Genomic DNA, 23,850 nt, shown 5'->3' with positions numbered 1-23,850 from the left:
ATCTGCATTCGTTTCTCCTCAAGCACTTTCCCTAAACGCATACTGTCCGCCTCCCCTATACAAATAGTCTAATTCAATTGGGGGACAAGACTCCAGTTTAATTAGGGGGCCTTGGAGAATCGTACATTTGAAATAGGCTATTCGCTTGAAAAACTCACAATTACACGTTTTTACATGTATGAAATACAGGTTTTTTTCCGAAAACAACAGATTCGCAAAAAGTAGCTGTACAAAATACAGGTTGGCAGAGTTCATTTGGAGTTGCTCGGAGTTACTTGAGTGCGCTGTAGTTGGAGTTGGTCAAACTAATTGGTTGCTCGGAGTTACCTTAGTGCGCTGTAGTTGGAGTTGGTCAAACTAATTGGTTGCTCGGAGTTTCCTGAGTGCTCTGTAGTTGGAGTTGGTCAAACTAATTGGTTGCTCGGAGTTTCCTGAGTGCTCTGTAGTTGGTTTCCCATTACGAACATTAACGAGGCTAATCTTCATAAGAATCCATGAAGATCAGCCCCGTGACTGTTACCTATTTTTTTCGGCCGATGTAGAGGAGATGCGATGAGCTTCCTAACAAGTAGGGGCTTTCCGAGGCTTCGAACACCATCCGCAGGATCGTTTCCTCTTCTCCCCGGTCACGCCAGTACGCCCATTGCTCGGGTTTCATCGCCCCCGCTACGCTCGATGAGGCAATCAGCTTCACGCTCTCGAAGCCGTTCTCTTCCATATAACCTTCTATCCAATCGATATCCGAGAAATACGCGCCGGTAAAACGTCCCTCGTCGCTGTGATCGAACATCCCGGTATCCATAAACTCGGTTATCGACCTCGCGTTATCGTTCGGCCGCCATCCGACCGGATCTAGCAACGAGGTCGCAAGGTGCCTTAACCGCGACATAAATGCCACGAAAACAATGCCGCCGCGTTTGGTGACGCGATTGAGTTCCGTGACCGCCGACAAACGATCCTCCGACGACTGCAAATGATACATCGGTCCGAGCATCAAGCTCGCATCGAACCGTTCATCCTCGAACAAGCTAAGATCTCGTGCATCCGCCACGTGAAAGCCGCCCATACGCGATTCTACCCCGAACTCCCTCGCCTTGATTCTAGCCTGCTCGACGAGTCTCGGGGAGAGATCGGCCAACGTGACCTCGTACCCTTCCCGAGCCAAAGCAATCGCGTACTTCCCGGGTCCTCCCCCTATGTCGAGCACCCGGCGGGAGCCGGAAAGGTTTTCCTTGATGTGATGGGCGTTCACGAGATATTCGACCGGCTCGCGATCCAAGCGCCCCCATTCATCGAACGAACCGTAATAACGAATGACTTTATCGTTTGCCTCGCTCAACCGAATCCCCCTCCCTGCCGCTAGGTTCCGAAAAATTATTCTCCGGAAGCTTCCTTGCGAACTTCTTGCATTTTACGAGTCAGGATGACGCCATTCACTGCCGCTACGTACGCCTTCGCCGCAGCCAGGATGATGTCCTTATGGATGGCCGATCCGATGTTTCGGCGGCCTCCGCTAACGACCGTAACGACCGCTTCTCCGGATGCGTCCTCTCCCGTCGACAGGGAGTGCAACTCCAAATCCTCGAACACGGCGTCGACCGGCATCGCTTCGCGAATACATTGGATGACGGCTTCAAGCGGCCCTTCTCCCGATCCCGTGTATGTCCGTTCCGTCTCGTTCTCCGAGTCATAGATCGTTACGGACGCGATCCGAGAACGGTTGGAACCCGCCAACACCTGCAAGTCGACCAAGCTGAACGGCTGTACGATCGTATCCGTCGACTCTCCGACCAATTGCATCAGCACGTCGTCCGTCACGATTTTGAGCTCGTCGGCTTTTTCCTTGAACCGGTTGTACAGGTCCTCTATCTCGGACTCGCCCAGCTTAATGCCGAACTCCGATACGCGATGTTTGATCGCGTGGCGGCCGGAATGCTTGCCGAGAATGATCATGCTGCGGGGAATGCCCATCGCTTCCGGATCCATGATCTCGTAAGTATTGCGGTTTTTCAGCAAACCGTCCTGATGGATTCCGGATTCGTGCTGGAACGCATTGCGGCCGACGATAGGCTTATTGAACGAGATCGGGAAATGCATCGTGCGGCTGACCATGCGCGACGTTTCGTAAATGTGCTCGACGTTGATGCCAGTCTCGACGCCCATGGACTCGCCGCGCGTCTCGATCGCCATGACCAGCTCCTCCAGCGAACAGTTGCCCGCGCGTTCGCCGACCCCGTTCACGCTGACTTCGACTTGAGTGACGCCATGCCGGATGGCAGCCAAGCTATTCGCGACGGCCAAGCCCAAGTCGTTATGGCAGTGCGTACTGTAGACGACTTTGTCTCCGCCCCTAACGCCTTGCCGTACCCGCGTGAACAACGGACCGAATTCCTCCGGCAGCGCATACCCCATCGTATCCGGAATGTTAATGATCGTCGCGCCTTCTTCGATGGCCGCTTCTACGACCCGGAACAGGAATTCCTCGCTGGAACGGGAAGCGTCCATCGGAGAAAATTCGATTTGATCGACGAATTGCTTGCCGTATGCAACCATGGATCGCAGCATTTCGACCACTTGATCCTGCGTTTTGCGCAATTGGAAGTCGAGATGGATTTGGGAAGCCGAGATGAACAGGTGAAGCCTGCGACGGGCCGCATCCTGCGTAGCCGCGACGGCGGCGTCGATATCGGCTTTCATGCAACGCGCGAATCCGCAGATTTCCACGTTCTGAATCTCCCGCGAGATTTGCTGTATCGCTTGGAACTCTCCCGGACTGGAAATCGGGAAGCCCGGCTCGATGACGTCGACGCCCAGTCGCGCCAGTTGGCGGGCGATGACGATTTTCTGCTCCGGTTTCATGGAAGCGCCAGGCGCCTGCTCTCCGTCTCTCAGCGTCGTATCGAAGATTTGGATGCGGCGTTTGGCTTCATTCACGTTTTCATTTGCGTTTACGTTCGAGTTTACGTTCATGTTCGTTGTCATAGGGGTACATCCTCCTTAGATTTGGATCCCGTAAGGGATGTCGGATCAATCCAAGAGAACGCCGGACCGGTCGAAACGGGGGTTGCAGGTGCGCTGCCTGCCTCCGCCGGATAACGCAAAAAGCCCGTCGTCTCTTAAGGCTAGAGACGACGGGCTTTAAGGCCGCCGCGGTACCACTCCGCTTGGAGGCGTTCGTCTTCCGACGGACGAACGTTTCTCCCACTTGTGCGCTTCTCCGGTCGTTCGGTCGACCAAAGCAGCGAGCGCCCGATATCGAGGGCCAACCGTAGCGACGTACGCGGGATCGTCCTTCCGGCCGATTCCTTTCCACCGCTCCGCTCCCGGGCGAGTTCGGCTTTCTTCATCGGCTGCGTCGCACCACCCCGCAGCTCTCTGGACCCGATGAAAGCTTACTGCTCCCGTTCATTGCGTAAAAAATATAAAAGCCCACTGTCTCTGAATAAGAGACGGTGGGCTAATTAGCCATCCGCGGTACCACTCTCGTTGACATTTCCGTTCGCCATTCCGCAAAGGGCAGGCAGGAAATATCCGCTTGGACCTCTTCACGGGGGTTAACCGTATGAATGTACGCTTGGGCCGTTAACGGCATCGCAAGTTCCACTCATCCGCTCCCAGGTGAGTTTCGGGTTCCCATCCGCTGCGTTGCACCGTCCCGCAGCTCTCTGATATCCGGGTTTGCCCTACTGTTCCTGTTCATCGCGTTTGTTGTGTTATGCTCCCCTCGGGGATTGGTCTTATTATATTCACCAAAAAATAGTCTGTCAATTCCCCAGCCGCACTTTTTTTCGCGAAGCGCCGGGTTAGACCGACCATTCTTCCAACGACATGACCGCTTCGGCCTTCAAGTCGAGCGACGAGAACTGCTTTCTGCGCCATTTCATATCCGCGGCCGCGGCGATCATGGCCGCGTTATCCGTGCAAAGCTTGTTAGGCGGAATAAGCAGTGGCAGTCCCACTTCCGCACACAGCTCCGTCAGTTTGGTCCTCAGTCCCTTGTTAGCCGCCACTCCGCCGCAAAGCAGCATCTGCCTGGCGCCGAATTCCTTCGCCGCCTTGATCGCTTTTCCCGTCACCACGTCGATAACCGACTGCTGGAAGCCTCTCGCCAAAGCCGAGAACTCCGGCGTCTCCCCTTTCATCCGGGAACGATTGATCTCGGCCAGCACGGCGGATTTCAACCCGCTGAAGCTAAAATCGTACGAGTCCGGCTCCAGCCAGGAGCGCGGCAAGACGACCTCCTCGGTCGCTTCTTGCGCGAGTCGATCGACGTAAGGTCCGCCGGGATAAGGAAAACGCAGCGCACGCGCCACTTTATCGTATGCTTCGCCCACCGCATCGTCCCTCGTCCGGCCGATCATGCGGAATTTGCCCTCCGACTCGAGGAGCACGATTTCCGTATGTCCGCCGGATACGACTAACGCGATCGCCGGGTACAAGATGTCCCCGACCAGATGATTGGCGTAAATGTGACCCGCGATATGATGGGTTCCGATCAAAGGCACGTCTAGCGCCATCGCCAAGCTCTTCGCCGCCACGACGCCGACGAGAAGAGCTCCGATCAATCCGGGCCCTTGGGTTACCGCGATTCCGTCGATGTCGGGCAATTCGACTTGCGCTTCCCGTAGCGCTTCTTCGATAATCAAAGTCATGCTCTCGACATGCTTACGGGAAGCGATCTCCGGAACGACGCCTCCGAATTGGCGATGCGTGTCGATCTGGCTGGATATGATATTCGAAAGAACTTCCCGGCCGTTCCGTACGACAGCTACGGATGTTTCGTCGCAGCTCGTCTCGATAGCCAGCAGCAAATAACCGCTATCCGGAAGCTCCTGATTTTCTATATGATCCGAAGGGGATGCTGCCGTGTTCGTCGTTTCGCTCATGCCTCTTCCCCCTCTGCAAGCTCTTCGTATTCCGCGTCCTCGCCCTCGCCCGGCAAGAGATCCGCCCACATAATGAGCGCGTCCTCTAGATTATCCGAGTAATAAGCGGGTCGAACGCCGGAAGGCGTAAATCCTAATTTACGGTATAAGGACTGCGCGATTTCATTGGATACCCTAACCTCAAGCGTCATTCTCCTGGCGCCGAGGAAATAAGCCGTCCGCATCATTTCCCGGAGCAGCTTCTCCCCATACCCCATTCCCCGATGCTTTTCCTTGACGGCAATGTTCGTGACATGCGCCTCGTCGATAATGAGCCACATCCCGCCGTAGCCTAAGATCTGATCGTCCAGCTCCATGATCATATATTTGGCGAACAGGTTATTCGTCAGTTCGTTGCGGAACGCTTCCGCGGACCATGGCGCAGTAAAAGCTTCGCGTTCGATCTCGACGATGGCCGCGATGTCGTTCAAATTCATCAAACGGTATTCCACTTCGTCACTCTCCCCGCGATACCGCCAGCAGCTTCGCTTCCGCTTCCGCCAACTGCGTGTAATTCGGGACGAACCCGTGAACGTCGTCTCTTTCGCCTTGCCGATATCGAATTCCGGCAAGTTGGCCGACGGCGACGGCGCTCATCTCGCAGGCCAGCGTCCGCAAGCGGACATCGGTTTCCAGCTGCGCTTGTTCAATCGCGGTCTGCTGGGTCGCGCCGATCTCGCCGACGAACCAGACAGACGGCGAACCCTTCCCGTCAGCGGACGCCGCCTGATGTCCGAGCTGCTTCGACCAATCCTCGATCAACCTTATGCCGTCGCCGTCCGCACGTTCCCAGCTACCCGTTCGATCCACCAAGTAACGGGACGTATATACTTGTCCTCTCCTTGCATCCATGAGCGGAACGATCCAAGCTCGTTCACCAAGCTCCGCGACATCCGTTCCGTTTTCTCGAAGCTCGGACCACGCCCCTAATGCGAGAGCTTCCAGGCTGGATACGCCGATCAGAGGCTTACCCCATGTCCAAGCCAGCGTCTTGGCAGCCGTAACCGCGATTCGAACGCCGGTATACGACCCCGGTCCTTGTCCTACCGCGATAGCATCTAAATCTTTGCCTTGCAGCCCGTTACGGCCGAGCAATTCCTTGATCTCGGACAATAGCTTGACCGAATGATTCCGCTCGGTGAAGGAAATCGTAGCATCCAACCGCACCCCGTCCCTTACGATCGCCGCGGCAAATGCCGCCGTCGACGTATCGAAAGCGAGTATCGTTACATTCGGATTGGATTCGCTGTTACCGGTTCTGTCTTGCGTGCTCATGTCGTCGATTCTCCTTCCCCGTCTGACTTGTCGAGCTTTAATCGTTCGCACCAGCCCGCATATTCGCTTCCGACCGGACGACAGTAAATACGGCGCGACTCCGCCCCCGTCGTTTCCAATCGGATGTGCAAGCGTTCGGGCGGCAATATCGGCTCGATAAGGGAAGCCCATTCGACCAGCGTAACGCCTTGGCCATGGAAATATTCGTCGAGCCCCAGTTCGTCCGCCTCTTCGAGAGATAGACGGTACACGTCCATATGGTAGAAGGGAAGCTTGTCCCCTTCGTATTCTTTAATTATCGTATAGGTCGGACTGTTGACGATCCCCTTCACGCCGATCGCGGCCGCGAACGCTTGGGCAAATCTCGTTTTGCCCGCGCCAAGATCGCCGTCCAACGCCAGAACGCTTCCCGGTCCCGCCAATCGGGCGAGCTCTTCCGCGAAAGCGACCGTGTCCTCCACGGTACCGGCTACCCGAACATAGATCGTCGAATCCCCGTCCGTCTGTTTCCCCTGCATCATCCCACGTTATCCCTTCGGAAAATGATTATAACCGCCCTTGCGGAGCGGTTTGCGCGTACCGGAAGCCGTCTCCAGCACAACTTCGGGCGTCCCGGACTCTACTTCCCCGATAATGAACAAGGGGAGACCTTCCGCCCGAAAACGTTCCTTCAAAGCTAGTTCGTGAATCCGATCGACGGTTCCGATCAGCACGTAGTCCTCGCCGCCGTAGAGCATCCAATCTAGCAGACGCACGCCTTGAGCGCCGGCATAGGATGCCAAGTCTCCGGAAACGGGCAACGCTCGTTCGCGAAGCACAAGCCTCGCTTGCGAAGCTTCGGCAATCTCCCAAGCTTCGCTGGCCAGTCCGTCGCTTACGTCGTTCAGGGAAGAACCCCAGCCCGTCTCGAGCAAGATTCGTCCCGCTCTTACCGATGGCGCCGGACGTCTATGGGAAAGGACAAGCCTCTGCGGAATTGCTTCCTCAACCGACGTTTCCTTCGATCTATCCCTCTGTTTCAACAAGCCATGAAGTCCGGCTGCCGACAACCCGGTAGGCCCGGTCACAAACACCGACTGCCCGGGCTTTGCTCCGTTCCTGCGAATCGCCCGGCCGACTTCGACCGTTCCGATGATCGTCACGCTAACGACAAGCTGCCGGGGAGCCGAAGTCGTATCCCCTCCGATGATGGCGATGCCATATCGCTCCGCGCATTCGTAAAGCCCGTCGTACAAACGCTTCATTCGTTCGCCGTTCCATGACGGAGGCGCGCTAATCGATACGAGCGCTTGCCTAGGTACGCCGCCCATCGCCGCGATATCGCTGACGTTGGCCGCTAGCGCCTTGTAACCCACGTCCGCTTCGCCCATCGTATCGTCTCGGAAGTGGACGTCCTCTACCATCGTATCCACGGCGAAAAGCCATTCCCGATCCGAAGCTCCGCTTACGACGGCCGCATCGTCGCCAATGCCCAGTACGATTCCGGCGGAGTCGAGGAATTCCTCGGATTGCCGGCCATCATTCCAGTCGCGTATAAGCGCGAATTCATCCTGAGACGGCACGGCGTCACCCTTTTCGTCATAATGTCCCTTCATTATATCGGGGCAGGGTTGAACATGCAAAGGCCGGAAAGGCATTTGCCGAAAGGGCTGCATGACGATTTCGGTCCGCGAAAGGGATAACGTCCGCTAGTTCCGTTCGAGCCGGCCGAAGTTACGCAAAGTACGCAGAGCTTGAAGCGTGAGGACGCCTTGCCATTCCATCTTCGCCGTCTCCCACGCTTCATCATATCGGCCCCAAGCCCAATTCGGCGACCAGCATCCTTCGGCGGACTGGCTCTCGATCAAACGATCCAGATCGCCCGGGAGGACGTCGGCGTATTTCGAATAGTAGCGATCTTCCGTACTCTGAACGACCATCAGCGGATAACCCCCGTATCCGATGCGATCGCCCGGATCGGCTATGACGCAGTTGTCGACGAACTCATCCAATTGTCCCGAAATTTCATGACGAGTTTCCGCGGGAAGCGTCTCCTGCCAGCGAACGTAACACAACATCTCGTGCATCTCGCGAAGATCGCAGCTCTCCCGCAAATGACGCAAAGCATATCCGTTCAGCCGATCGGCAAACTCCGAACCGTGAGATCCGGCAAGATCAGTAAAACGGTTAAAGTAGCCGGCGATCTCCGCGTTCGGATTTCCCCAATTATCCTTGAACGCTCCGTACTCCCACCAGATCGCCCTTGGCGCTTGCTCCGCTTCCTTCGGGATGATGTCCCATCCGTTGCCGGAATCCGAATAGCTATTCCGGAAGTACCGCATGGCACGCTCTATTAACGGAATCGCGGATTCGGTTAGTCTAACCAGCGACTGCATAGCCGTCGTCGTTGCCAGCGCCGAAGATTCCTCGCAGCGCAGATCCGGTTCGAGCCCCTTCCCGAAGCCGCCGTCGTCGTTCTGATATCGCAGCAATTCCCGGAGCACCTCGTCTTCCGAACCTTGCTCGAATTCATAATGGAATTGCGCCGCTTCCAGCTTCCTTGCCTTCGTCAACAGAAATTGCCGCGCCTTCTCGTACTCGCGTTTTGTCAGTATCGCGTTCATTATTTAATCCCCCCGCATTCCTTGTATGGTTATGATCAGAGCCTCTCATCATGCGAATAGGTATTCGCTTTTTCAACCTTCAAACCCTTCTATCTACCTCCATATTTCCATTTTCCGAGAATGAGAGTTTTGTAATTCAACCGCGCAATTCCCCGCCGCTCCGGTCTTTCCGCACGATCCGCCGGGCTTCTTACATATTTTATGGAATGTTTTCGCATGCGACTGCTGATAGACTTTGAGATAGACCGAGCCAACACACAACTTAAGGGGGAACTTTCTCATGAATAAGCACAAAAAAAGCAGCTTCACGAAAATCCTTGGATTAGGTACGCTGGCATTGGCCATTTCCATTCCGGCGGGCGTCGGCGCCGCTTCGGCAGCTACTCCGAACGCGACGGTAGTTACGACGGTGCAAACATACACTTTACAGGGTTACGATCTGAACGCCCTGTTGCAACAATATTTCAAAAACCTTTACCCGAACGGAACGGGCGGAAGCGGTACGGTTACTCAACCGAGCAAGCCGACAACTCCGCCGACGCAACCGAGCAAGCCGACAACGCCTACGACTCCAACGACTCCATCCAAACCTTCGCAGCCTAGCCAAGGCAGCGGTGGCACCGGATCGACGACCGCGACTTCCGAATTCGCGACTCAAGTCGTATCTTTGGTCAATCAAGAACGCGCCAAAGCCGGTCTAAGCGCGCTTAAGTCAACGAACGCAACATTGACGAAAATGGCGTTGGACAAAGCGAAGGATATGTATAACAAAGGTTACTTCGACCATACCTCGCCGACTTACGGTTCGCCGTTCGACATGATGAAATCCTACGGCATCAGCTATCGCTACGCCGGCGAAAATATCGCCAAAGGCCAACGTACTCCGCAAGAAGTCATGACGGCTTGGATGAATAGCCCCGGTCACCGCGCCAACATCCTGAGCGCGAACTTCACGACGATCGGCGTCGCTTATTATAACGGCGAATGGGTTCAAGAATTTATCGGATAATGATTAGACATGAAGCAACAAAAGGCCTAGCCCCGCATCGCTGCGACGGCTAGGCCTTTCGGCGTCTTCCTATACTTTCAGAACGTCGTGATCCACATACCGCTCGCCGTTAATCTCGCTAATGACGTTGATGGCGACTTTCGCCCCGTCTCCGGCGGTAATGATCGTATGCATGCTGACGCCCGCAGCCGTACCGGCAACCCATACGTTATCGAGGCTTGTCTTGCCTTCGGGCGTGCAATCGACGATCGTCTTGATTCTCGGCTCCGTTCCCGGTTTCGTGCGAACGCCGCTCGTTTCCGCGATATCCAAGAACATCCCCGTAGCGATAATGACGTGACCCGCCTCGTAGGTTTCCCCGTCCGTCTCCACCGTAATGAAGCCGTCGCCGGCCGTCAGCTTCGTCGCCTTCGCCGTCACGAACTCCGCTCCGAACTTGGCGGCTTGCTTCTTGCCGATCGCCACGAGCTCCGGGCCGGCGATTCCTTCGACTCCGTAATGGTTTTCGATCCAAGCGCGTTTGGTAACGCTCTGATCGTTATCGATCACGATCGTCTTCTTTCCGGATTTAGCGGTGTAAATCGCCGCGCTAGCGCCTGCGGGACCTCCGCCGATAATAGCAACATCATACATCTCAATCACTCCTTCAAGGGATATAATGGAACTTACCCCATTGTAACATGCGATCAACCTACTTTCAAAAAGTAAGCGCCGCGGAGAGATCGATAGTTATCCATTTCAGTGGTTATGCTCCTTAAGCCGTTCCACATCCACCGTTTGCGTGTTCGTGGGACTTTGGCCAACCTGAACGGTAGCCACGCCGTTCGCGACGTCCACTTTCTCGATCCACACCGACTGACCGTCATCAAGCTGAACGGCGATCCTGTCGGATGATTCGTATATTTCCTGAGCTCTCTGCGCGTTCATGGGTTATCCGCCTCCATGTAGTCGGTCGAAGATTCGGTAATTAATCCGTTATGAACGGTTACTTGCCCTCCGCCTAATCCCTCGTTGATCATCCGGTCTATATCCATGTCGTAAACGTCTTTCCCTTCGTGCTTCGAATCGGGATGTCCGTCGAAATCTTCCTCGCCCATCTTAATCGCTCCTCTCGGTTATGGCTTTTAACTTTATCCAATATGCCCGAAACGGTTGTTTTCCATGCGAAAGGGAACCTTAAAGGAACGTCATCCCCCAAAGGAGCAACTGCACATGCATACGGTATGGAAAGGCGCCATCAGCTTCGGATTAGTCCATGTTCCAGTTAAGATGTTCACCGCCACGGAAGACAAAGACGTTCATCTTCGGATGATCCATAAGGAGTGCGGCACTCCGATCTCCAACGTCCGGACTTGCGCGCACTGCGAGAAGGAAGTCGGCTGGGAGGAAATCTCCAAGGGCTACGAAGTTGAAAAAGGTCGATTCGTGCTGTTCGAATCCGACGAATTGGAGGCGATCAAACCGGAAAACACGCGAACGATTCAGATTCTCGACTTCGTCGACTTGACGGAAATCGACCCGCTTTATTACCAGAAAGCCTATTACCTGTCCCCGGACCAAGCCGGATCGGGCGCTTATAATCTGTTGCTCGAAGCGATGCGCCAATCCGGCAAAATCGGCATCGCCAAAATCGCGATCCGCAGCAAGAGCAGTCTGGCCGCGATTCGTCCGCTGGAAAATTGCATCTGCATGGAAACGATGCATTTTCCGGACGAGATTCGGCCGTTACAGCAAGTACCGAATTTGCCCGAGCAAACAACGGTGAACGAACGGGAACTCTCAATGGCGAAGCTGCTTATCGACCAGCTCTCCACCCCTTTCGACCCGATGAAATATACGGACGATTATCGCATCGCCTTGCAGGATGCGATTCAGCGGAAAATATCCGGGGAAGGCGTTGACGTGGTTACCGCGCCGGCTGCCGAAAGGACGAACGTCATCGACCTTATGGCCGCGCTTCAGGCAAGCTTGGAAGCCGTAAAACCGGGAGAACCCGGTGCAGCCGCATCCAAGGCCGGCGAACCGGAGACCGGTAGTCCGACGGATCGGAGCAAGGCGAAACCTCGCGGTACGCGGGGACGCAAAAAAGAGGGTGCGGTTCCTTGACCGGGAGCCGAATTTGTTCAGGCATCAAATGTACAATCTTGTATGGATCCATTTGCGACAATACCCTGTATGGTTGGATGCCTCATTGCTTTTCCAAGCGTCCACTCCATAAACTGAACCTTTACCACGATTTCTGGTCTTACCCATACTGCATCTTTATTTCTTGTCGGTTTATTAGCAAAAGGATTGCTAGCGATGATTAACGGTTCAATCCTGCTCGTTAAATCCATCCAGTCAGCTACAGTTAATTTACCTGCTCCCGCATGACCCACATACACCAATGATCCATTAGAAAATACGCCTAATAAAATGGAATTAACGACTTTATCTCTATAGGTTACGCCGCCAATTACCATATTAAGGTCTTGGTGCAGTTTCCTTTTCTGCCATCGAGAATCTTTGCCCGAAATCACGTAAGTACTGGATAGATTCTTGTAGACAATGCCTTCCATATGATGAGTTTTCATGACATCGAATAAGCCATCCGCATCCGTAAAGTTCTGAACGATCTGGACGTGAGGGTTGGGCTTTATGATTGAACTTAATACGATTTGTCTTTCAGCTAACGACCTATTCACTACCCACTCTCCATTGCAATAAAGAACATCAAATACCATTAAAGTTACTGGAACCTGAGATGTTGCGATTTCAATACTTTTCTTGCTCCGCAAGCTATCTCGCTTCATGATCTCATGAAACGAAGGCTTATTAGAATCAAAAGCAATGAGTTCCCCGTCTACAATGAAGCTTGATGCGCTGCAGTACTCTGATGGGCTCCTAAATTCAGGGTACTGCATCGTACGATCGTTTTTCCTGCGATTGATTAGACGGACTTCAATTCCATCATAATAAGAAAGCATTCTTACCCCGTCCCACTTGATCTGTGCAATCCAGTTATCCCCTTTGGGAATGATTGTCGAGTTAATGGGTTCAAACGGAATAACTGGCGTTAGGTTCATTCGTCTGATCCTCTGCAGCATTAGAAATGGAGGCTTCCTCACTCTTCTTGGCAATTCGTATATTGCCGACTATGAACGCTAAGGCAAGGGTGATACATGCTAGTACGAGTCCACCTATAAATACAGCATGTAAGGAACTTGAAAGCGTACTCGTTAATACAGGATTGATCTCGTCTCTCATTGAAATAGGAAATACATTCGCTACATCTGCATTAAAGAGCGGAGATAATAGTTGTTGCGGATTGTTATCTATCATACCCTTAACTTGATTCACTAATTCTTGATTGGGCTCGGACAATTGATTGACATGAGGAAGCAATTGATCTTTTAGAATAATGGATGATCTCATATTTAATAGAGCACCTAATATCGTTGCTCCCAAAGTTCCTCCGATTTGCCGGAAATATTGACTAGAAGAAACAATGGTCGTAATTTCGTCTTTCGAGAAAACCTCATACAAAGCTAACATGATGAGTGGCATGATTAAACCGATGCCGATACCCGTAATCGATAACGATGCAATCATAGCCGGGATCGAGGTATTCAAATCCAGGATAGATAACAGATAGAAGCCAATCCCCATCAACACCGCTCCGATAATCATCTGTGTCCGAACTCCGATATGAAAGACCCATTTTCCGCCCACGATGCCAGCGACTGTCATGGACCATACAATTGCGAGCATAATTAAACCAGAAGCAGCTGGGCTATAGTCGAGCACGCCTTGTAAATAAAAAGGAACGAAAATAAGCGCTCCAAAAATACAAGCTGCCAGCATGAATGAAATACCGTTTATCACCAGAAAATTTTTATTCTTAAATAGATGAAGCGGAATGATCGGTTGTTTGGTCTTCAATTCTATTCGAATAAACAATCCAAAACATACAACGGAAAGCAATAAAATTGAACCTATTTGCCAAGAAATCCAGGCATATATTGATCCACCAAAGGTTAAACCAAGCATTAAACTTGTAGTGCCTCCAGCAAGCGTGAAAATACCGCCCAAATCGATCTTTTCTTTGGATTCTGATTTGTGATTCTTATATTTCAACGAAATCAATAGAATAGATAATAAACCAAAGGGTAGATTGATATAAAATACCCATCTCCATGAGGATACAACAATGATCCATCCTCCGACTAAAGGACCTAACACCGCAGTTACTCCATATAAGGCGTAGATCATGCTTTGCATTTTTGCTCTTTTCTCCGCGGTATACATATCTCCTATAACAATTAACGCCATTGGAACCATAATACCCGCTCCGAAACCTTGTAAAGCTCGAAACAGGATCAGTTGCGTCATATCGTTAGATAGTCCGCAGAAGGCTGAACCAACCATAAAAATAAACAATCCCGAAACATACACTGTTCTTCGTCCGAATCGATCGCAAAGCTTGCCAACCGTAGGCATTACGCATAGAGAGGCAAGCATAAAGGCCGATGTAATCCAGGGCATTAAAGATAATCCCCCAAGATCGCCCACTATTCGCGCGACTGCCGTATCGGTAACCGTCTCGTCGATTGAAGCGAAAAATATGGCAATAAATATTCCAATCAGCAACACTTTGTTTTCATTGCTTTTGTTTGGTGATTGTAACTCTAATTCCATTCTTTTACCCCCGATAAGTACCCAGAATGATTAAGAGCGGTCATAATTGCAAACGATTATCTTATATGACACGATTCGATTTTTCGAATCTCATTTTAATATATCATCCAAAAATCGTTATACAAGGAAATTATGAGAAGGGTCGGTAAATTCGATCAGATCCTTCATTGGAAAGGAGCGCTGTCAATGCCTCAACCCGCGACGGTCGTCCGGCTCGGGGAGTTCGAGCTGCGCGTCACGCATCCCGACAAGCCGATCTGGCCGGAGGCCGGCATTACGAAGCTCGACTATATCCGGTTGCTTGCCGAGCTCGCGCCTTATCTGCTCCCCTATACTTCCGACCGCTATTTAACGACGATACGTTATCCCGAGGGGATCCACGGCACGACTTTTTACCAGAAAAATTGTCCTCGTCCCGCTCCGGATTTTGTTCATACCGAGCAAGACGGGGACATCCGTTACGTCGTGATGGATTCCGTGCCGACATTGCTATGGATGGGGAGCTTGTACAGTCTGGAATTCCATGTTTCCTCCGACGAGATCTCGACCCCGCTCCCCAATACTTGGATGCTCGATATCGATCCTACTCTCGAAGTCGAACCCCGATTGATGGAAGCCGTCTCCCTCGTCGGGGAATTGCTGGATTCGCTTGGATTACAAGCCCTGCCGAAGACGTCGGGCGCAACGGGCGTACAGATCGTCATGCCGATCGAACGCGGTCCGACCTTCGATGAACTGCGGGGCTTCGGCAAGTTCATCTCGGAATATCTGGTCGCCAAAAAACCCGATCTCTTTACCGTCGAACGGTTAAAGAAGGACCGGGGGAATCGCATCTATCTGGACTATCTGCAGCATTACGCCGGCAAGACGCTTCCCGCGCCTTATTCTCCCCGCGCAAGACCGGGAGCTACGTTGTCGACTCCGATCGCCTGGGAGGAAGTCCGGCAAGACGTCAAACCTACGGATTATCATTTGCTTAACATTATGGAGCGGCTACGCAACCGAGGAGACCTGCTCAAGAACGTACCGCGCCAATCGTTGAAGCCGATCTTGAATCGGCTTCCAAAGTAAACCTTTAAAGCAAGGGGGATAGAATTCGCGACATCGCTTCCCTTATTTTTTGCTTCCGCGGCCTTCTCAGGAACTTCTGCAAGTTGATCTCTTCGGCGTCCTTAAGATCTTGAAGGAAGAGTTCCTCCACGCGGGCAATCGCGTTCGGATCGAACAGATGGGCGTTGATCTCGAAATTGCTGTAAAAGCTGCGCAGATCCATGTTCGCCGAGCCTACTACCGCCACCAGCTTGTCTACGACGAGCGACTTCGCATGGATAAAACCCTTTTTGTACTGCCATACCCGCACGCCCGATCTCATCATCTCTTCCACGTACGATAACGTCGCGAAATGCACCAGCCACGTGTCGGGAACGTAAGGAATGATCAGTCGGACATCGAGGCCGCTCATGGCCGCGTCGTGCAATGCCATCGCGATGCTCGCGCTCGGGATGAAGTACGGCGTCGTGATCCAAATCCGTTCGCGCGCGGAACGGGTCATCGCGAACACGGAGTCGTGAATCGCGTCCCCTTTCCGATTCGGCCCCGCCGGAACGATCTGCACCGCTTCCCCGTCCTCGAATCCATGCGGCGGAAAGTACGACGGCGCATCCGGAGTATTCTGCTTCCGGCGGGTCGCGATCTCCCAGTCCTTGAGAAATACGGCCTGCAGCCAATAGACGGAATCCCCCTCCAATCTAAGGTGGGTATCCCTCCAAAAGCCGAGGCGAGGGTGTCTGCCGACGTATTCGTCGCCAACGTTAATCCCTCCGACGAAGCCGACCAGTCCGTCGGCGACCATGATTTTACGATGATTGCGGTAGTTCATCCTTTTCTTCAAAAAGGAAGGCCGCAGCGGAAAGAAACAGGCGCATTCGACGCCCTCGTTACGCAGAGTGTGGATATACGTCATTTTCAGCTTAATGCTGCCGATTCCGTCGTACAGCAGTTTCACTTTGACCCCTTGACGCGCTTTGTCTATGAGAGCCTGCTGGAACTTCCTGCCGATCTCGTCGTCTCTGACGATATAAGAGGACATATGAATGTGATGCTTCGCCCCTCTAATCGCCTCCAACATCGCCTCGTAAGTATCCATTCCGTTGCTATATATTTCGCTTCGATTGCGTCCGGTGATCGGGAGCTCGCCCCCTTTAAGCAAGGCTCGGAACAATCTGGATTGAGAAACGGGATCTTCCCAAGGCAACTCGTTGACGGATTTGAGATTATTGCTCATCGACAACAACTTCGCCCGTCTCCGTTGGTCTTGCATCGCCCGCCTTCGGGCCTTCCTGCTCCTGCGGTATTCGGTCGCCAGGAAGTAGTAAAGAATGAATCCGACCAATGGGAACAGGAACAGAATGAACAGCCACGCCGTGGCGTGCGCGGGTCTGCGAAATTCCAAGAGCAGGATCGTGGCCGCCTGGAAGATGAAAATAAGGAGAAGGATCGTTATTCCAAGCGCAATCATCGGGTTGTCCTCGCTATTTTGTTAATGATTTCACAAGGTAATTATATCATCATTACCCATCGCGGGAGTTTGGAAACCTAATCTTCGATTCTATGAAATGGCTAGCAAAATTCTCATTACTATTATCGGCGGTTGTTCCCGTTGCCATCCCTAAGTTCATGCATACTTTGTAATTATGGGAGAGGACTAGAGTAATGACGTTTTGATCGTCGAATCCTCTAGGATAAGCCCTGCAAAAGTTCTTGCTCAAGAATGGGCTTAGATGCGGGTTCGCATGAAAAAGCCATTCTTCGCGTAAAACGAAGGGAGGTTGGATTGTTTATGACGGACTCGAATTTGTCTTTGAGCGGAAATGGAAGTAGTGGAAACAACGGTTCTACTTGGTTTAATGGGACAAGCGTCCCCAGTTCAAAGACCGGCTCTAACGGAGACTATTATTTAAATACGACTAACGGAGACGTATACAAGAAGTCATCCGGTTCATGGCAAATCGTCGGCAATATTAAGGGGCCGACCGGTGCTGCGGGACCTGCCGGTTCAAAAGGAGCTACGGGCGCTACCGGAGCGGTAGGGCCGACCGGGGCTACGGGACCATCAAGCGGTTCAGTCGGAAAGACGGGACCGACCGGCCCGACCGGACCAACGGGACCGACTGGTGCCGTCGGACCTGCTGGTCCGAAAGGGGCAACTGGCGCTACTGGTACTACGGGCGCTACCGGAGCCGCCGGCCAAACCGGCACGAAAGGTGACACTGGTGCTATAGGTGCCGTCGGACCTGCCGGTCCGAAGGGGGCTACTGGCGCTACAGGCACTACTGGCGCTACTGGTGCTACTGGTACTACCGGTGTTACTGGTGCTACTGGCGCTATCGGTCAAGCCGGCACGAAAGGTGACACTGGCGCAACCGGCGCTGCCGGCCCGACGGGAGCAACAGGAGCTACCGGACCGGCTGGAGGTTCTGGAGGAACGACTGGGCCGACTGGGCCGATTGGACCTGCGGGGCCGACTGGAGCTACTGGAGCTATTGGAACTACAGGAGCTACTGGTGCTACCGGGCCTGCCGGATCTAGTGGAACTACTGGAGCTACTGGTGCTACCGGGCCTGCCGGATCTAGTGGAACTACTGGAGCTACTGGAGCTACTGGTGCTACCGGGCCTGCCGGATCTAGTGGAACTACTGGAGCTACTGGTGCTACCGGGCCTGCCGGATCTAATGGAACTACTGGAGCTACTGGTGCTACCGGGCCTGCCGGATCTAATGGAACTACTGGAGCTACTGGTGCTACCGGGCCTGCCGGTTCTAATGGAGCTACGGGTGCAACTGGAACTGCTGGCCCTACCGGAGCTACGGGACCTGCCGGGCCGGCGGGAGGCGGAGGCTCGGTTACGATCGTCTCTTCGGTTAATGCGTTGCCGGCCCCAAGCGTTTCCTATTTAGGTAAAGATTATCACGTTCAAGGCGCGACTGGCACGTTAGACACCCGCTATATATGCTTGAAGCTTGCCGACGGCACTTACGACTGGAAAGCGATCGAAGGCGGCAAGATTAACATCCCTAGTAACAGCAATAATACGATTAGCGTTAACGTAACGGATTACGGAGCCAAAGGAAACGGCACGACGGACGATACCGCAGCTATTCAAAGAGCGCTCAATGCCATTGTCAGTGCAGGAAAAGGAGATGCGCTAGAATTCCCTCCGGGCGTATACAAAATAACCTCCACCCTTACGGTTAACGTGAGTTACGTGAGCATCATATCGCGAGGCGCAACTCTTGACGCAAGTTCCATGACCAGCGGGGTAGCGATCAATCTTACGGGAACCGTCAATCAACCCTATAAGCAATCGACTACGGTCATTGAAGGCTTGAAATTGGTGGGCAACTCCCAGAGCGGAAACGTAACGGGGATTAGATTCAATACGGTTGGCGGAAATGGCGAAGGAAGCTCGCACATCACGCTAAGAAATCTGAATATTTCCTACTTCGGGATCGGGCTCGACTACGGAGATCGCGCCTATCTAATCAACCACTATGGTCTTGACGTCTATTATTGCGGAATTTGCGTTAATCAGAATGCGAATATCGTCGACGGCGGGGAAAAAATCAGCTTTAACGGCTGTACGTTCTACAACTCCACGCAAGCCGTCATAGTTAAGGGCGATGCCTCGAGCTTTATTTTTCAATCCTGCTCGTTCGATTATAACTCCAAACAATTCGACATTTACCAATCTAGGGTGTTCTTGACGAATTGCCATATCGAAGGCAGCGATTATACCGAGGCACCGTTCAAGTTGGATAGCGATGCCTATCTGGATATCGACGGAAGCTGGATTCTCATTACGAACGGGCTTCCTCATACCGCCCCTTATATCGTGAACCTGATCAATGCAAACAGTTCCTGCCGCATTGCCAACTGTTTCGTTAACAACGCTAAAACCTCTACCGACTATTGGGCAACCGGCCCGGGTTCGTTCATCTTGCAAAACATCCATTCCTATGTGATCACGCAGAACCCGTTATTGCTATCGAGCACTCAAAACTCGCTCGTCGATGGCGGATTCGAACAATCAACGATAAAAGACAATATCTTTATTACGGAAGATACGAGCCCCATTACGAACCGATTCACCGGCAGCAATATTTCCCTATCGATCAGTACCGCCTTCAAAAGATCGGGAAACAGTTCGTTAAAAGCGAATAAAACGTATGGTCCCTACTCCGGATGCGCGTTCGTAATCGCGGTTCCCATTACCGTTCCGCAAGCCATGATAAATGCGAGCATTTGGTTTAACAAAGCGGGAACCGGCGGGTCCGGAAGCTTTACGATCGAATCCGGTTGGGCGATCTTGTCGTCGAACAGCAGCGGAGTTCCGATCATTTCCTACGAGCAAGTCCGGGGTAGCCTGCCGTATAACTTAACGAGCAGTCCTAGCGGATGGACTCGGTTTACGGACGGAGAACCCTTTAGACGCAGCCCGGTATGGGCCACGCATTACTTCATTCGTTGTTATATGACGGTATGGGACAGCGGAGGGAACCAAGCCATTTATTTCGATGATGTCGAGATTAACATCGTAGGATAAACTTCATGCCGGGAGATGGATACGATTTTCATCGTATTCATCTCCCGGTGCTGCTTCATATTGTTATTGTTTAATAACTTCAAGCCCTTCCCCCGTTCTAATTTCTTGCCTATAAGGATCAACCGTCTTTACGGTCGACCTTAAACCTCCGATCAAGTATTTTCCTAGCGGTAATTTATTCACCGCGTGTACGACGATTACGGAAGCTATGACCGCCGACAAGAACAGAATCGGAATTTCGAAGTATCCCAATCGCAACCCGAGCACGTGTAACGCTTTATTCGTCACTTTGATAAAGAACAGGTGAATCAAGAATATTCCGAATGAGTATTGGCTTACGAATTCCAAGATCGCGGGTTGTTTCTTTAACTGAGAAAAGATAAGGAACAGGGACAGAACCATCGCAACCGTGAATAGAATCATATCCATTCTTTTAGAACCGTAAGGCATAATATGGAACGAATCGACGTACACAACTAAAGCCATAGCGAATATCGGCGCGATAAGTACGAAAGAACGGTGCTCTGTCAGCTCCTGGATGAATCTTTCGTAATTTTTGCCGCAATAGTACGCGAGCGAAAAGTAGAACAACCAACCGAGGCAAGGAACCCAATAACCGCCTTCCCAAAGGAAAGCAATAAATCCGGTTTCTCTGGGAGGCGCGCAGAGATTGAATATGGCGAGATAGGCCATGTTTATGAAAAACGATCCGGTTAAGATGATGAATGCCGATACCTTGCTTAAATACTTGACGAAGATTTGGTGCAGGGCATAAAACTGCAAGATGACAAGAATAAACCATGGGCCGTGATAGTTGCCTAATAGGTTAAACGTGAAAGCTCTGATGAGATGCGGTATGTTGTCGTAGTTCGCGATAAAGGCATAAAAGAAGCAAAAAACGATAAAAGGAACAAGGATCGGGATTACGCGCTTCTTAATAAAAAAGCTCGGCAGTCGATCCGGATAAGAGCGCGACAGGATAAGTTCCGACAAAAAGACGAATGTCGCCGTGCCGAAGGCGAGAAGCCCCAAGACCGTATGTAACGCGTTATTGTTCCAAGTAAACAAACGCTGCTGAATCGCATGCAGGAAAACAACGCATAAACAAGCTATTGCCCTAATCGAATTAACCTCTTTGATAAACTTTTTTTCCATTCGACCCGCCCCTAAGATGGACTCGTAATTATAATAAGGCTCCCAAGTAACCCGCTACCATTTTCATACTCGGCTTATCGACGATCGTACTGTGTATTCCGGGAACCTTGTATACCTGGACTCCGTCCTCCTCCAGGCTCTCCCAACCATAGTTTTCTTCCGACTTTTGGTTGATCATATCTTCGATTGCGCGGAAGAACACGAATCTGCCCGGATAAGGCTTGGGTTTATACGAGTTAGAGGCTTTGATAAAGTTTAACGCTCTTCTTTCCGCATTCTCGCTTGAGTTCGCGGATAGCAATTTCATTTTTATTAAAATATTACGAAGCTTTCTCCTTATAATAGGGAGCTTCTTGCCCATGGGCGTTTTAATGATCATTTCCGTGTTTTTTACGATCGTAATGATAAAAGAGTTTTTGGAATGCGGATAGCGTTTGGGATTCCTGCTGTCGATCATAGCCAGCAACGATACTTCCTGGGATCGTTCGCGCAATTGCATCGCCATCTCGTACGCGATCATACCTCCGAGAGAGTAACCCAGGAGAAAATAAGGGCCTTGCGGCTGAATTTTTCCGATTTCCTGAATATACCCGCTAGCCAATTGTTCGATCGTTACATGCGAAGCATCGCTATCCGCCGAGAATCTTAGTCCGAATACCGGCTGATCCACTCCTAACTCGCTAGCTAAATTCCAATAAGGTATAACGTCGCCGCTCAAATCATGAATACAAAAAAGCGGGGGTTTGGCGCCGTTAGGCTGAATGCTGACCATTGTCGAAGTATGGGCCAGTCGCGAAGAATAAATATAGGAAGCCAGTTGTTCAATTGTATTTCGTTCGAAAACGACCGAAGCGGGCAAGCTCGTCATAAAAGCTTTACCGATTTCCACGACAAGCTGCATCGTCAACAACGAATTTCCGCCAAGCTCGAAGAAGCTATCCCTAACGCTAATAGGATGCACATTTAATAATTTCGACCATATTTGCTCCAGCTTGGCTTCGATTTCGTTCCTGGGGCGAATCCATGGGCTCGCGCTTGCCGATCCTCCCATGACGGCATTCCCCTCACGTCTGGGCGGTGCTGCATCTAAACCAAGACTCTTCGCAAGAAAGGCTCTTTGAATTTTACCCGTCGGTCCTTTCGGGATGTCGTTGGCGAAAAATATTTTGGAAGGCACTTTAAATTCGGCTAATCTGACGGCCGCGTGACGACGAAGCTCCTTCTCGCTTACTTTCACCCCGGGCTTGGTCACGATAATAACCGCGACTTCTTCGCCTAGAGTCGGGTGCGGGCTTGCAAAAGCCGCCGCTTCCTCCACGGACGAATGACCAAGTATGGCTTCTTCTACCTCTCTCGGCATTATTTTTTCTCCGCCGCGATTAATCAGTTCCTTGATACGGCCATTAATAAACAAATAACCTTCCTCATCCAGATACCCTTGGTCTCCGGTACGGAGCCAATCCTCGTGAAAGCTGTTAACGTTGGCTTCCGAATTGTTCTCGTACCCGCCAATAACGCTATTGCCGCGAACAACGATTTCCCCGGCAACCCCGGGGCTAACGAATCCGCCATTCGGATCCATGACGGCGACTTCGCACCCCGTCGCTCTTCCCGAGGATCCTGATTTCCGCTCGCCGGGAGGAAGCGGATTAATCGTGATTTGGCCCGTCTCCGACATCCCGTAAGCTGCCAACACGGGCACATGAAACAATTGTTCCAAATCCCTTGCAAGCTGAGGCGAAAGCGCGGACGAGCTTGAACGGATGAGCCGAAAAGTCGATCGATTCGTATTAAATTCAGTTATCCTGCCGTGGGCAACAATAGCCTGATGGATCGTCGGCACGGCAGTATACCAGCTTGGCGAAAATCGTTCTATGCTGTTATAGAACTGCTCGGGGATAAAACCACGGCTACATACGATGCTTCCTCCGACCGCCAAGGACGACAATAGGGTTATGATGAGGCCGTGAATGTGAAACATCGGCATCGCGTTCAAACAACGATCCGATCGGGTCAACATTAATGAATCTATGATATGAATTACCGAAGCACTAATATTCCGATGGGTTAAAGGCACGATCTTTGGTTTGGCGGTCGTACCCGAAGTATGCAAGATCAGCGCGTTTTCCGCGTAATGAGCCAGGTGCGGAGATAGCTCCTTATCGTCGAACGAGCTATTCGAATCCGCCGTCGTGGCGTTGAATAACTCGGATAATCGCATCACGTGGATTCCGAGATCCTTGGCGGCCCGTACTGCCGGATAAGAATCGTCATCCAAAATAACCGAATCCGCTTGTAGATCCGAGAGGTAAAACTTAAACTCCTCATACGTATATTTCGGGTTGAGAGGCGCGCATGTCATGGTTCCGGCTACCGCTAAAAAGAGGGTGGCCATTTCAGGTCCATCCTTCGCAATCAGCGCCACTCGGCTCTTGTTCCTTAATCCCGTTCGCAGCAAGCGATTCACGATCTTTCCTACGGAATTGGCCAGCTGCGAATAAGTGATCGCATCCAAGTCGGGAGCGACAAATGCGATTGCACGGGGGGTTTGGCTAGCAAAGTGCATCAATGGAGTCAAAATATTCTGCTTGCTGTTCATAAATG

The 23,850-nt window shown here is 51.9% G+C and carries 21 protein-coding genes and 1 other annotated feature; of the genes, 4 read left to right on the top strand and 17 right to left on the bottom strand.

The features are described from left to right. Window positions 1-520: 520 nt before the first annotated feature. From D7Z26_RS15955 to D7Z26_RS15915, 9 genes are all read right to left on the bottom strand, one after another. Window positions 521-1,339 carry a class I SAM-dependent methyltransferase gene (locus tag D7Z26_RS15955; RefSeq protein WP_120977961.1) on the bottom strand — a complete coding sequence of 273 codons (819 nt, stop codon included), beginning with the start codon at window positions 1,337-1,339 and terminating at the stop codon, window positions 521-523. Window positions 1,340-1,374: 35 nt separating this feature from the next. Then, window positions 1,375-2,970, bottom strand: coding sequence for a 2-isopropylmalate synthase (locus D7Z26_RS15950; protein WP_120977994.1), 1,596 nt, complete (start codon window positions 2,968-2,970; stop codon window positions 1,375-1,377). A 152-nt stretch (window positions 2,971-3,122) separates the two neighbouring features. After that, window positions 3,123-3,347: a hypothetical protein gene (locus tag D7Z26_RS15945; protein WP_120977960.1), complete on the bottom strand. Its 225-nt coding sequence runs from the start codon at window positions 3,345-3,347 to the stop codon at window positions 3,123-3,125. 95 nt (window positions 3,348-3,442) lie between these two features. Continuing rightward, window positions 3,443-3,709 (bottom strand) — a binding site (T-box leader). 94 nt (window positions 3,710-3,803) lie between these two features. Then, window positions 3,804-4,886 carry a tRNA (adenosine(37)-N6)-threonylcarbamoyltransferase complex transferase subunit TsaD gene (gene tsaD / locus D7Z26_RS15940; protein ID WP_120977959.1) on the bottom strand — a complete coding sequence of 361 codons (1,083 nt, stop codon included), beginning with the start codon at window positions 4,884-4,886 and terminating at the stop codon, window positions 3,804-3,806. Next, window positions 4,883-5,362 carry a ribosomal protein S18-alanine N-acetyltransferase gene (gene rimI / locus D7Z26_RS15935; RefSeq protein ID WP_120977993.1) on the bottom strand — a complete coding sequence of 160 codons (480 nt, stop codon included), beginning with the start codon at window positions 5,360-5,362 and terminating at the stop codon, window positions 4,883-4,885. Before rimI ends, tsaD begins: the two co-directional genes overlap by 4 nt. A gap of 19 nt (window positions 5,363-5,381) precedes the next feature. Beyond that, entirely contained in the window at window positions 5,382-6,200 is an 819-nt protein-coding gene (gene tsaB / locus D7Z26_RS15930; RefSeq protein ID WP_120977958.1) for a tRNA (adenosine(37)-N6)-threonylcarbamoyltransferase complex dimerization subunit type 1 TsaB, read from the bottom strand. Further along, on the bottom strand, window positions 6,197-6,718 hold the full coding sequence (gene tsaE, locus D7Z26_RS15925) for a tRNA (adenosine(37)-N6)-threonylcarbamoyltransferase complex ATPase subunit type 1 TsaE (protein ID WP_120977992.1): 522 nt from the start codon (window positions 6,716-6,718) through the stop codon (window positions 6,197-6,199). Before tsaE ends, tsaB begins: the two co-directional genes overlap by 4 nt. Window positions 6,719-6,727: 9 nt before the next feature. Continuing rightward, entirely contained in the window at window positions 6,728-7,762 is a 1,035-nt protein-coding gene (gene thiL / locus D7Z26_RS15920) for a thiamine-phosphate kinase (protein ID WP_233566951.1), read from the bottom strand. A gap of 126 nt (window positions 7,763-7,888) precedes the next feature. Next, window positions 7,889-8,803, bottom strand: a complete 915-nt coding sequence (locus D7Z26_RS15915) for a hypothetical protein (protein ID WP_120977957.1) — start codon at window positions 8,801-8,803, stop codon at window positions 7,889-7,891. A 280-nt stretch (window positions 8,804-9,083) separates the two neighbouring features. Between D7Z26_RS15915 and D7Z26_RS15910 the strand changes: the two genes are divergently transcribed. Further along, entirely contained in the window at window positions 9,084-9,812 is a 729-nt protein-coding gene (locus tag D7Z26_RS15910; protein WP_120977956.1) for a CAP domain-containing protein, read from the top strand. Between the two features lie 69 nt (window positions 9,813-9,881). Here the strand turns inward: D7Z26_RS15910 and D7Z26_RS15905 are convergent, their stop codons facing one another. The 3 genes from D7Z26_RS15905 to D7Z26_RS27515 form a co-directional block, all read right to left on the bottom strand. After that, entirely contained in the window at window positions 9,882-10,445 is a 564-nt protein-coding gene (locus D7Z26_RS15905) for an FAD-dependent oxidoreductase (protein WP_120977955.1), read from the bottom strand. A 105-nt stretch (window positions 10,446-10,550) separates the two neighbouring features. Beyond that, a complete protein-coding gene (locus D7Z26_RS15900) occupies window positions 10,551-10,739 on the bottom strand; it encodes an H-type small acid-soluble spore protein (protein ID WP_120977954.1) in 189 nt (62 codons plus the stop codon). After that, a complete protein-coding gene (locus D7Z26_RS27515; RefSeq protein WP_199731721.1) occupies window positions 10,736-10,909 on the bottom strand; it encodes a hypothetical protein in 174 nt (57 codons plus the stop codon). Before D7Z26_RS27515 ends, D7Z26_RS15900 begins: the two co-directional genes overlap by 4 nt. A gap of 115 nt (window positions 10,910-11,024) precedes the next feature. Here D7Z26_RS27515 and ku point away from each other — a divergent pair, with 115 nt between their 5' ends. Further along, on the top strand, window positions 11,025-11,918 hold the full coding sequence (ku, locus tag D7Z26_RS15895) for a non-homologous end joining protein Ku (RefSeq protein WP_120977953.1): 894 nt from the start codon (window positions 11,025-11,027) through the stop codon (window positions 11,916-11,918). Window positions 11,919-11,935: 17 nt separating this feature from the next. Here ku and D7Z26_RS15890 read toward each other — a convergent pair whose 3' ends face one another. Beyond that, window positions 11,936-12,877 carry an ATP-dependent DNA ligase gene (locus tag D7Z26_RS15890; RefSeq protein ID WP_120977952.1) on the bottom strand — a complete coding sequence of 314 codons (942 nt, stop codon included), beginning with the start codon at window positions 12,875-12,877 and terminating at the stop codon, window positions 11,936-11,938. Next, the gene (locus D7Z26_RS15885; protein ID WP_120977951.1) at window positions 12,849-14,489 is read right to left on the bottom strand and encodes an MDR family MFS transporter; all 1,641 of its coding nucleotides are present in this window, start codon (window positions 14,487-14,489) and stop codon (window positions 12,849-12,851) included. The genes D7Z26_RS15890 and D7Z26_RS15885 overlap by 29 nt, the downstream gene beginning before the upstream one ends. 186 nt (window positions 14,490-14,675) lie before the next feature. Between D7Z26_RS15885 and ligD the strand changes: the two genes are divergently transcribed. Then, on the top strand, window positions 14,676-15,560 hold the full coding sequence (gene ligD, locus D7Z26_RS15880; RefSeq protein WP_120977950.1) for a non-homologous end-joining DNA ligase: 885 nt from the start codon (window positions 14,676-14,678) through the stop codon (window positions 15,558-15,560). A 4-nt stretch (window positions 15,561-15,564) separates the two neighbouring features. Here ligD and cls read toward each other — a convergent pair whose 3' ends face one another. Then, window positions 15,565-17,007 (bottom strand): cardiolipin synthase, encoded by a 1,443-nt coding sequence (cls, locus tag D7Z26_RS15875; protein WP_120977949.1) that lies wholly within the window; start codon window positions 17,005-17,007, stop codon window positions 15,565-15,567. A gap of 321 nt (window positions 17,008-17,328) precedes the next feature. Between cls and D7Z26_RS28010 the strand changes: the two genes are divergently transcribed. Further along, window positions 17,329-20,091: a glycosyl hydrolase family 28-related protein gene (locus D7Z26_RS28010; protein ID WP_120977948.1), complete on the top strand. Its 2,763-nt coding sequence runs from the start codon at window positions 17,329-17,331 to the stop codon at window positions 20,089-20,091. A gap of 63 nt (window positions 20,092-20,154) precedes the next feature. On the opposite strand, the gene D7Z26_RS15865 is transcribed toward D7Z26_RS28010, so the two are convergent. Both D7Z26_RS15865 and D7Z26_RS15860 read right to left on the bottom strand, forming a co-directional pair. After that, window positions 20,155-21,246, bottom strand: a complete 1,092-nt coding sequence (locus tag D7Z26_RS15865) for an acyltransferase family protein (RefSeq protein ID WP_120977947.1) — start codon at window positions 21,244-21,246, stop codon at window positions 20,155-20,157. A gap of 28 nt (window positions 21,247-21,274) precedes the next feature. After that, on the bottom strand, window positions 21,275-23,845 hold the full coding sequence (locus tag D7Z26_RS15860; RefSeq protein WP_120977946.1) for a non-ribosomal peptide synthetase: 2,571 nt from the start codon (window positions 23,843-23,845) through the stop codon (window positions 21,275-21,277). Window positions 23,846-23,850: the final 5 nt, after the last annotated feature.

The organism is Cohnella endophytica (genome assembly GCF_003628305.1).
GTDB classification, from domain to species: Bacteria; Bacillota; Bacilli; order Paenibacillales; family Paenibacillaceae; genus Cohnella; species Cohnella endophytica.
Note: the sequence above shows the minus strand (reverse complement) of the source record. Positions and strands in the feature narration are given on the sequence as shown.

Bases quoted from the DNA above. Each gene is read 5' to 3' on its own strand.
- D7Z26_RS15950 (WP_120977994.1), bottom strand. From the start codon at position 2,970: ATGAACGTAAACTCGAACGTAAACGCAAATGAAAACGTGAATGAAGCC.
- D7Z26_RS15945 (WP_120977960.1), bottom strand. From the start codon at position 3,347: ATGAAGAAAGCCGAACTCGCCCGGGAGCGGAGCGGTGGAAAGGAATCG.
- tsaD (WP_120977959.1), bottom strand. From the start codon at position 4,886: ATGAGCGAAACGACGAACACGGCAGCATCCCCTTCGGATCATATAGAA.
- rimI (WP_120977993.1), bottom strand. From the start codon at position 5,362: ATGAATTTGAACGACATCGCGGCCATCGTCGAGATCGAACGCGAAGCT.
- tsaB (WP_120977958.1), bottom strand. From the start codon at position 6,200: ATGAGCACGCAAGACAGAACCGGTAACAGCGAATCCAATCCGAATGTA.
- tsaE (WP_120977992.1), bottom strand. From the start codon at position 6,718: ATGCAGGGGAAACAGACGGACGGGGATTCGACGATCTATGTTCGGGTA.
- D7Z26_RS15915 (WP_120977957.1), bottom strand. From the start codon at position 8,803: ATGAACGCGATACTGACAAAACGCGAGTACGAGAAGGCGCGGCAATTT.
- D7Z26_RS15910 (WP_120977956.1), top strand. From the start codon at position 9,084: ATGAATAAGCACAAAAAAAGCAGCTTCACGAAAATCCTTGGATTAGGT.
- D7Z26_RS15905 (WP_120977955.1), bottom strand. From the start codon at position 10,445: ATGTATGATGTTGCTATTATCGGCGGAGGTCCCGCAGGCGCTAGCGCG.
- D7Z26_RS15900 (WP_120977954.1), bottom strand. From the start codon at position 10,739: ATGAACGCGCAGAGAGCTCAGGAAATATACGAATCATCCGACAGGATC.
- D7Z26_RS27515 (WP_199731721.1), bottom strand. From the start codon at position 10,909: ATGGGCGAGGAAGATTTCGACGGACATCCCGATTCGAAGCACGAAGGG.
- ku (WP_120977953.1), top strand. From the start codon at position 11,025: ATGCATACGGTATGGAAAGGCGCCATCAGCTTCGGATTAGTCCATGTT.
- D7Z26_RS15890 (WP_120977952.1), bottom strand. From the start codon at position 12,877: ATGAACCTAACGCCAGTTATTCCGTTTGAACCCATTAACTCGACAATC.
- D7Z26_RS15885 (WP_120977951.1), bottom strand. From the start codon at position 14,489: ATGGAATTAGAGTTACAATCACCAAACAAAAGCAATGAAAACAAAGTG.
- ligD (WP_120977950.1), top strand. From the start codon at position 14,676: ATGCCTCAACCCGCGACGGTCGTCCGGCTCGGGGAGTTCGAGCTGCGC.
- cls (WP_120977949.1), bottom strand. From the start codon at position 17,007: ATGATTGCGCTTGGAATAACGATCCTTCTCCTTATTTTCATCTTCCAG.
- D7Z26_RS28010 (WP_120977948.1), top strand. From the start codon at position 17,329: ATGACGGACTCGAATTTGTCTTTGAGCGGAAATGGAAGTAGTGGAAAC.
- D7Z26_RS15865 (WP_120977947.1), bottom strand. From the start codon at position 21,246: ATGGAAAAAAAGTTTATCAAAGAGGTTAATTCGATTAGGGCAATAGCT.
- D7Z26_RS15860 (WP_120977946.1), bottom strand. From the start codon at position 23,845: ATGAACAGCAAGCAGAATATTTTGACTCCATTGATGCACTTTGCTAGC.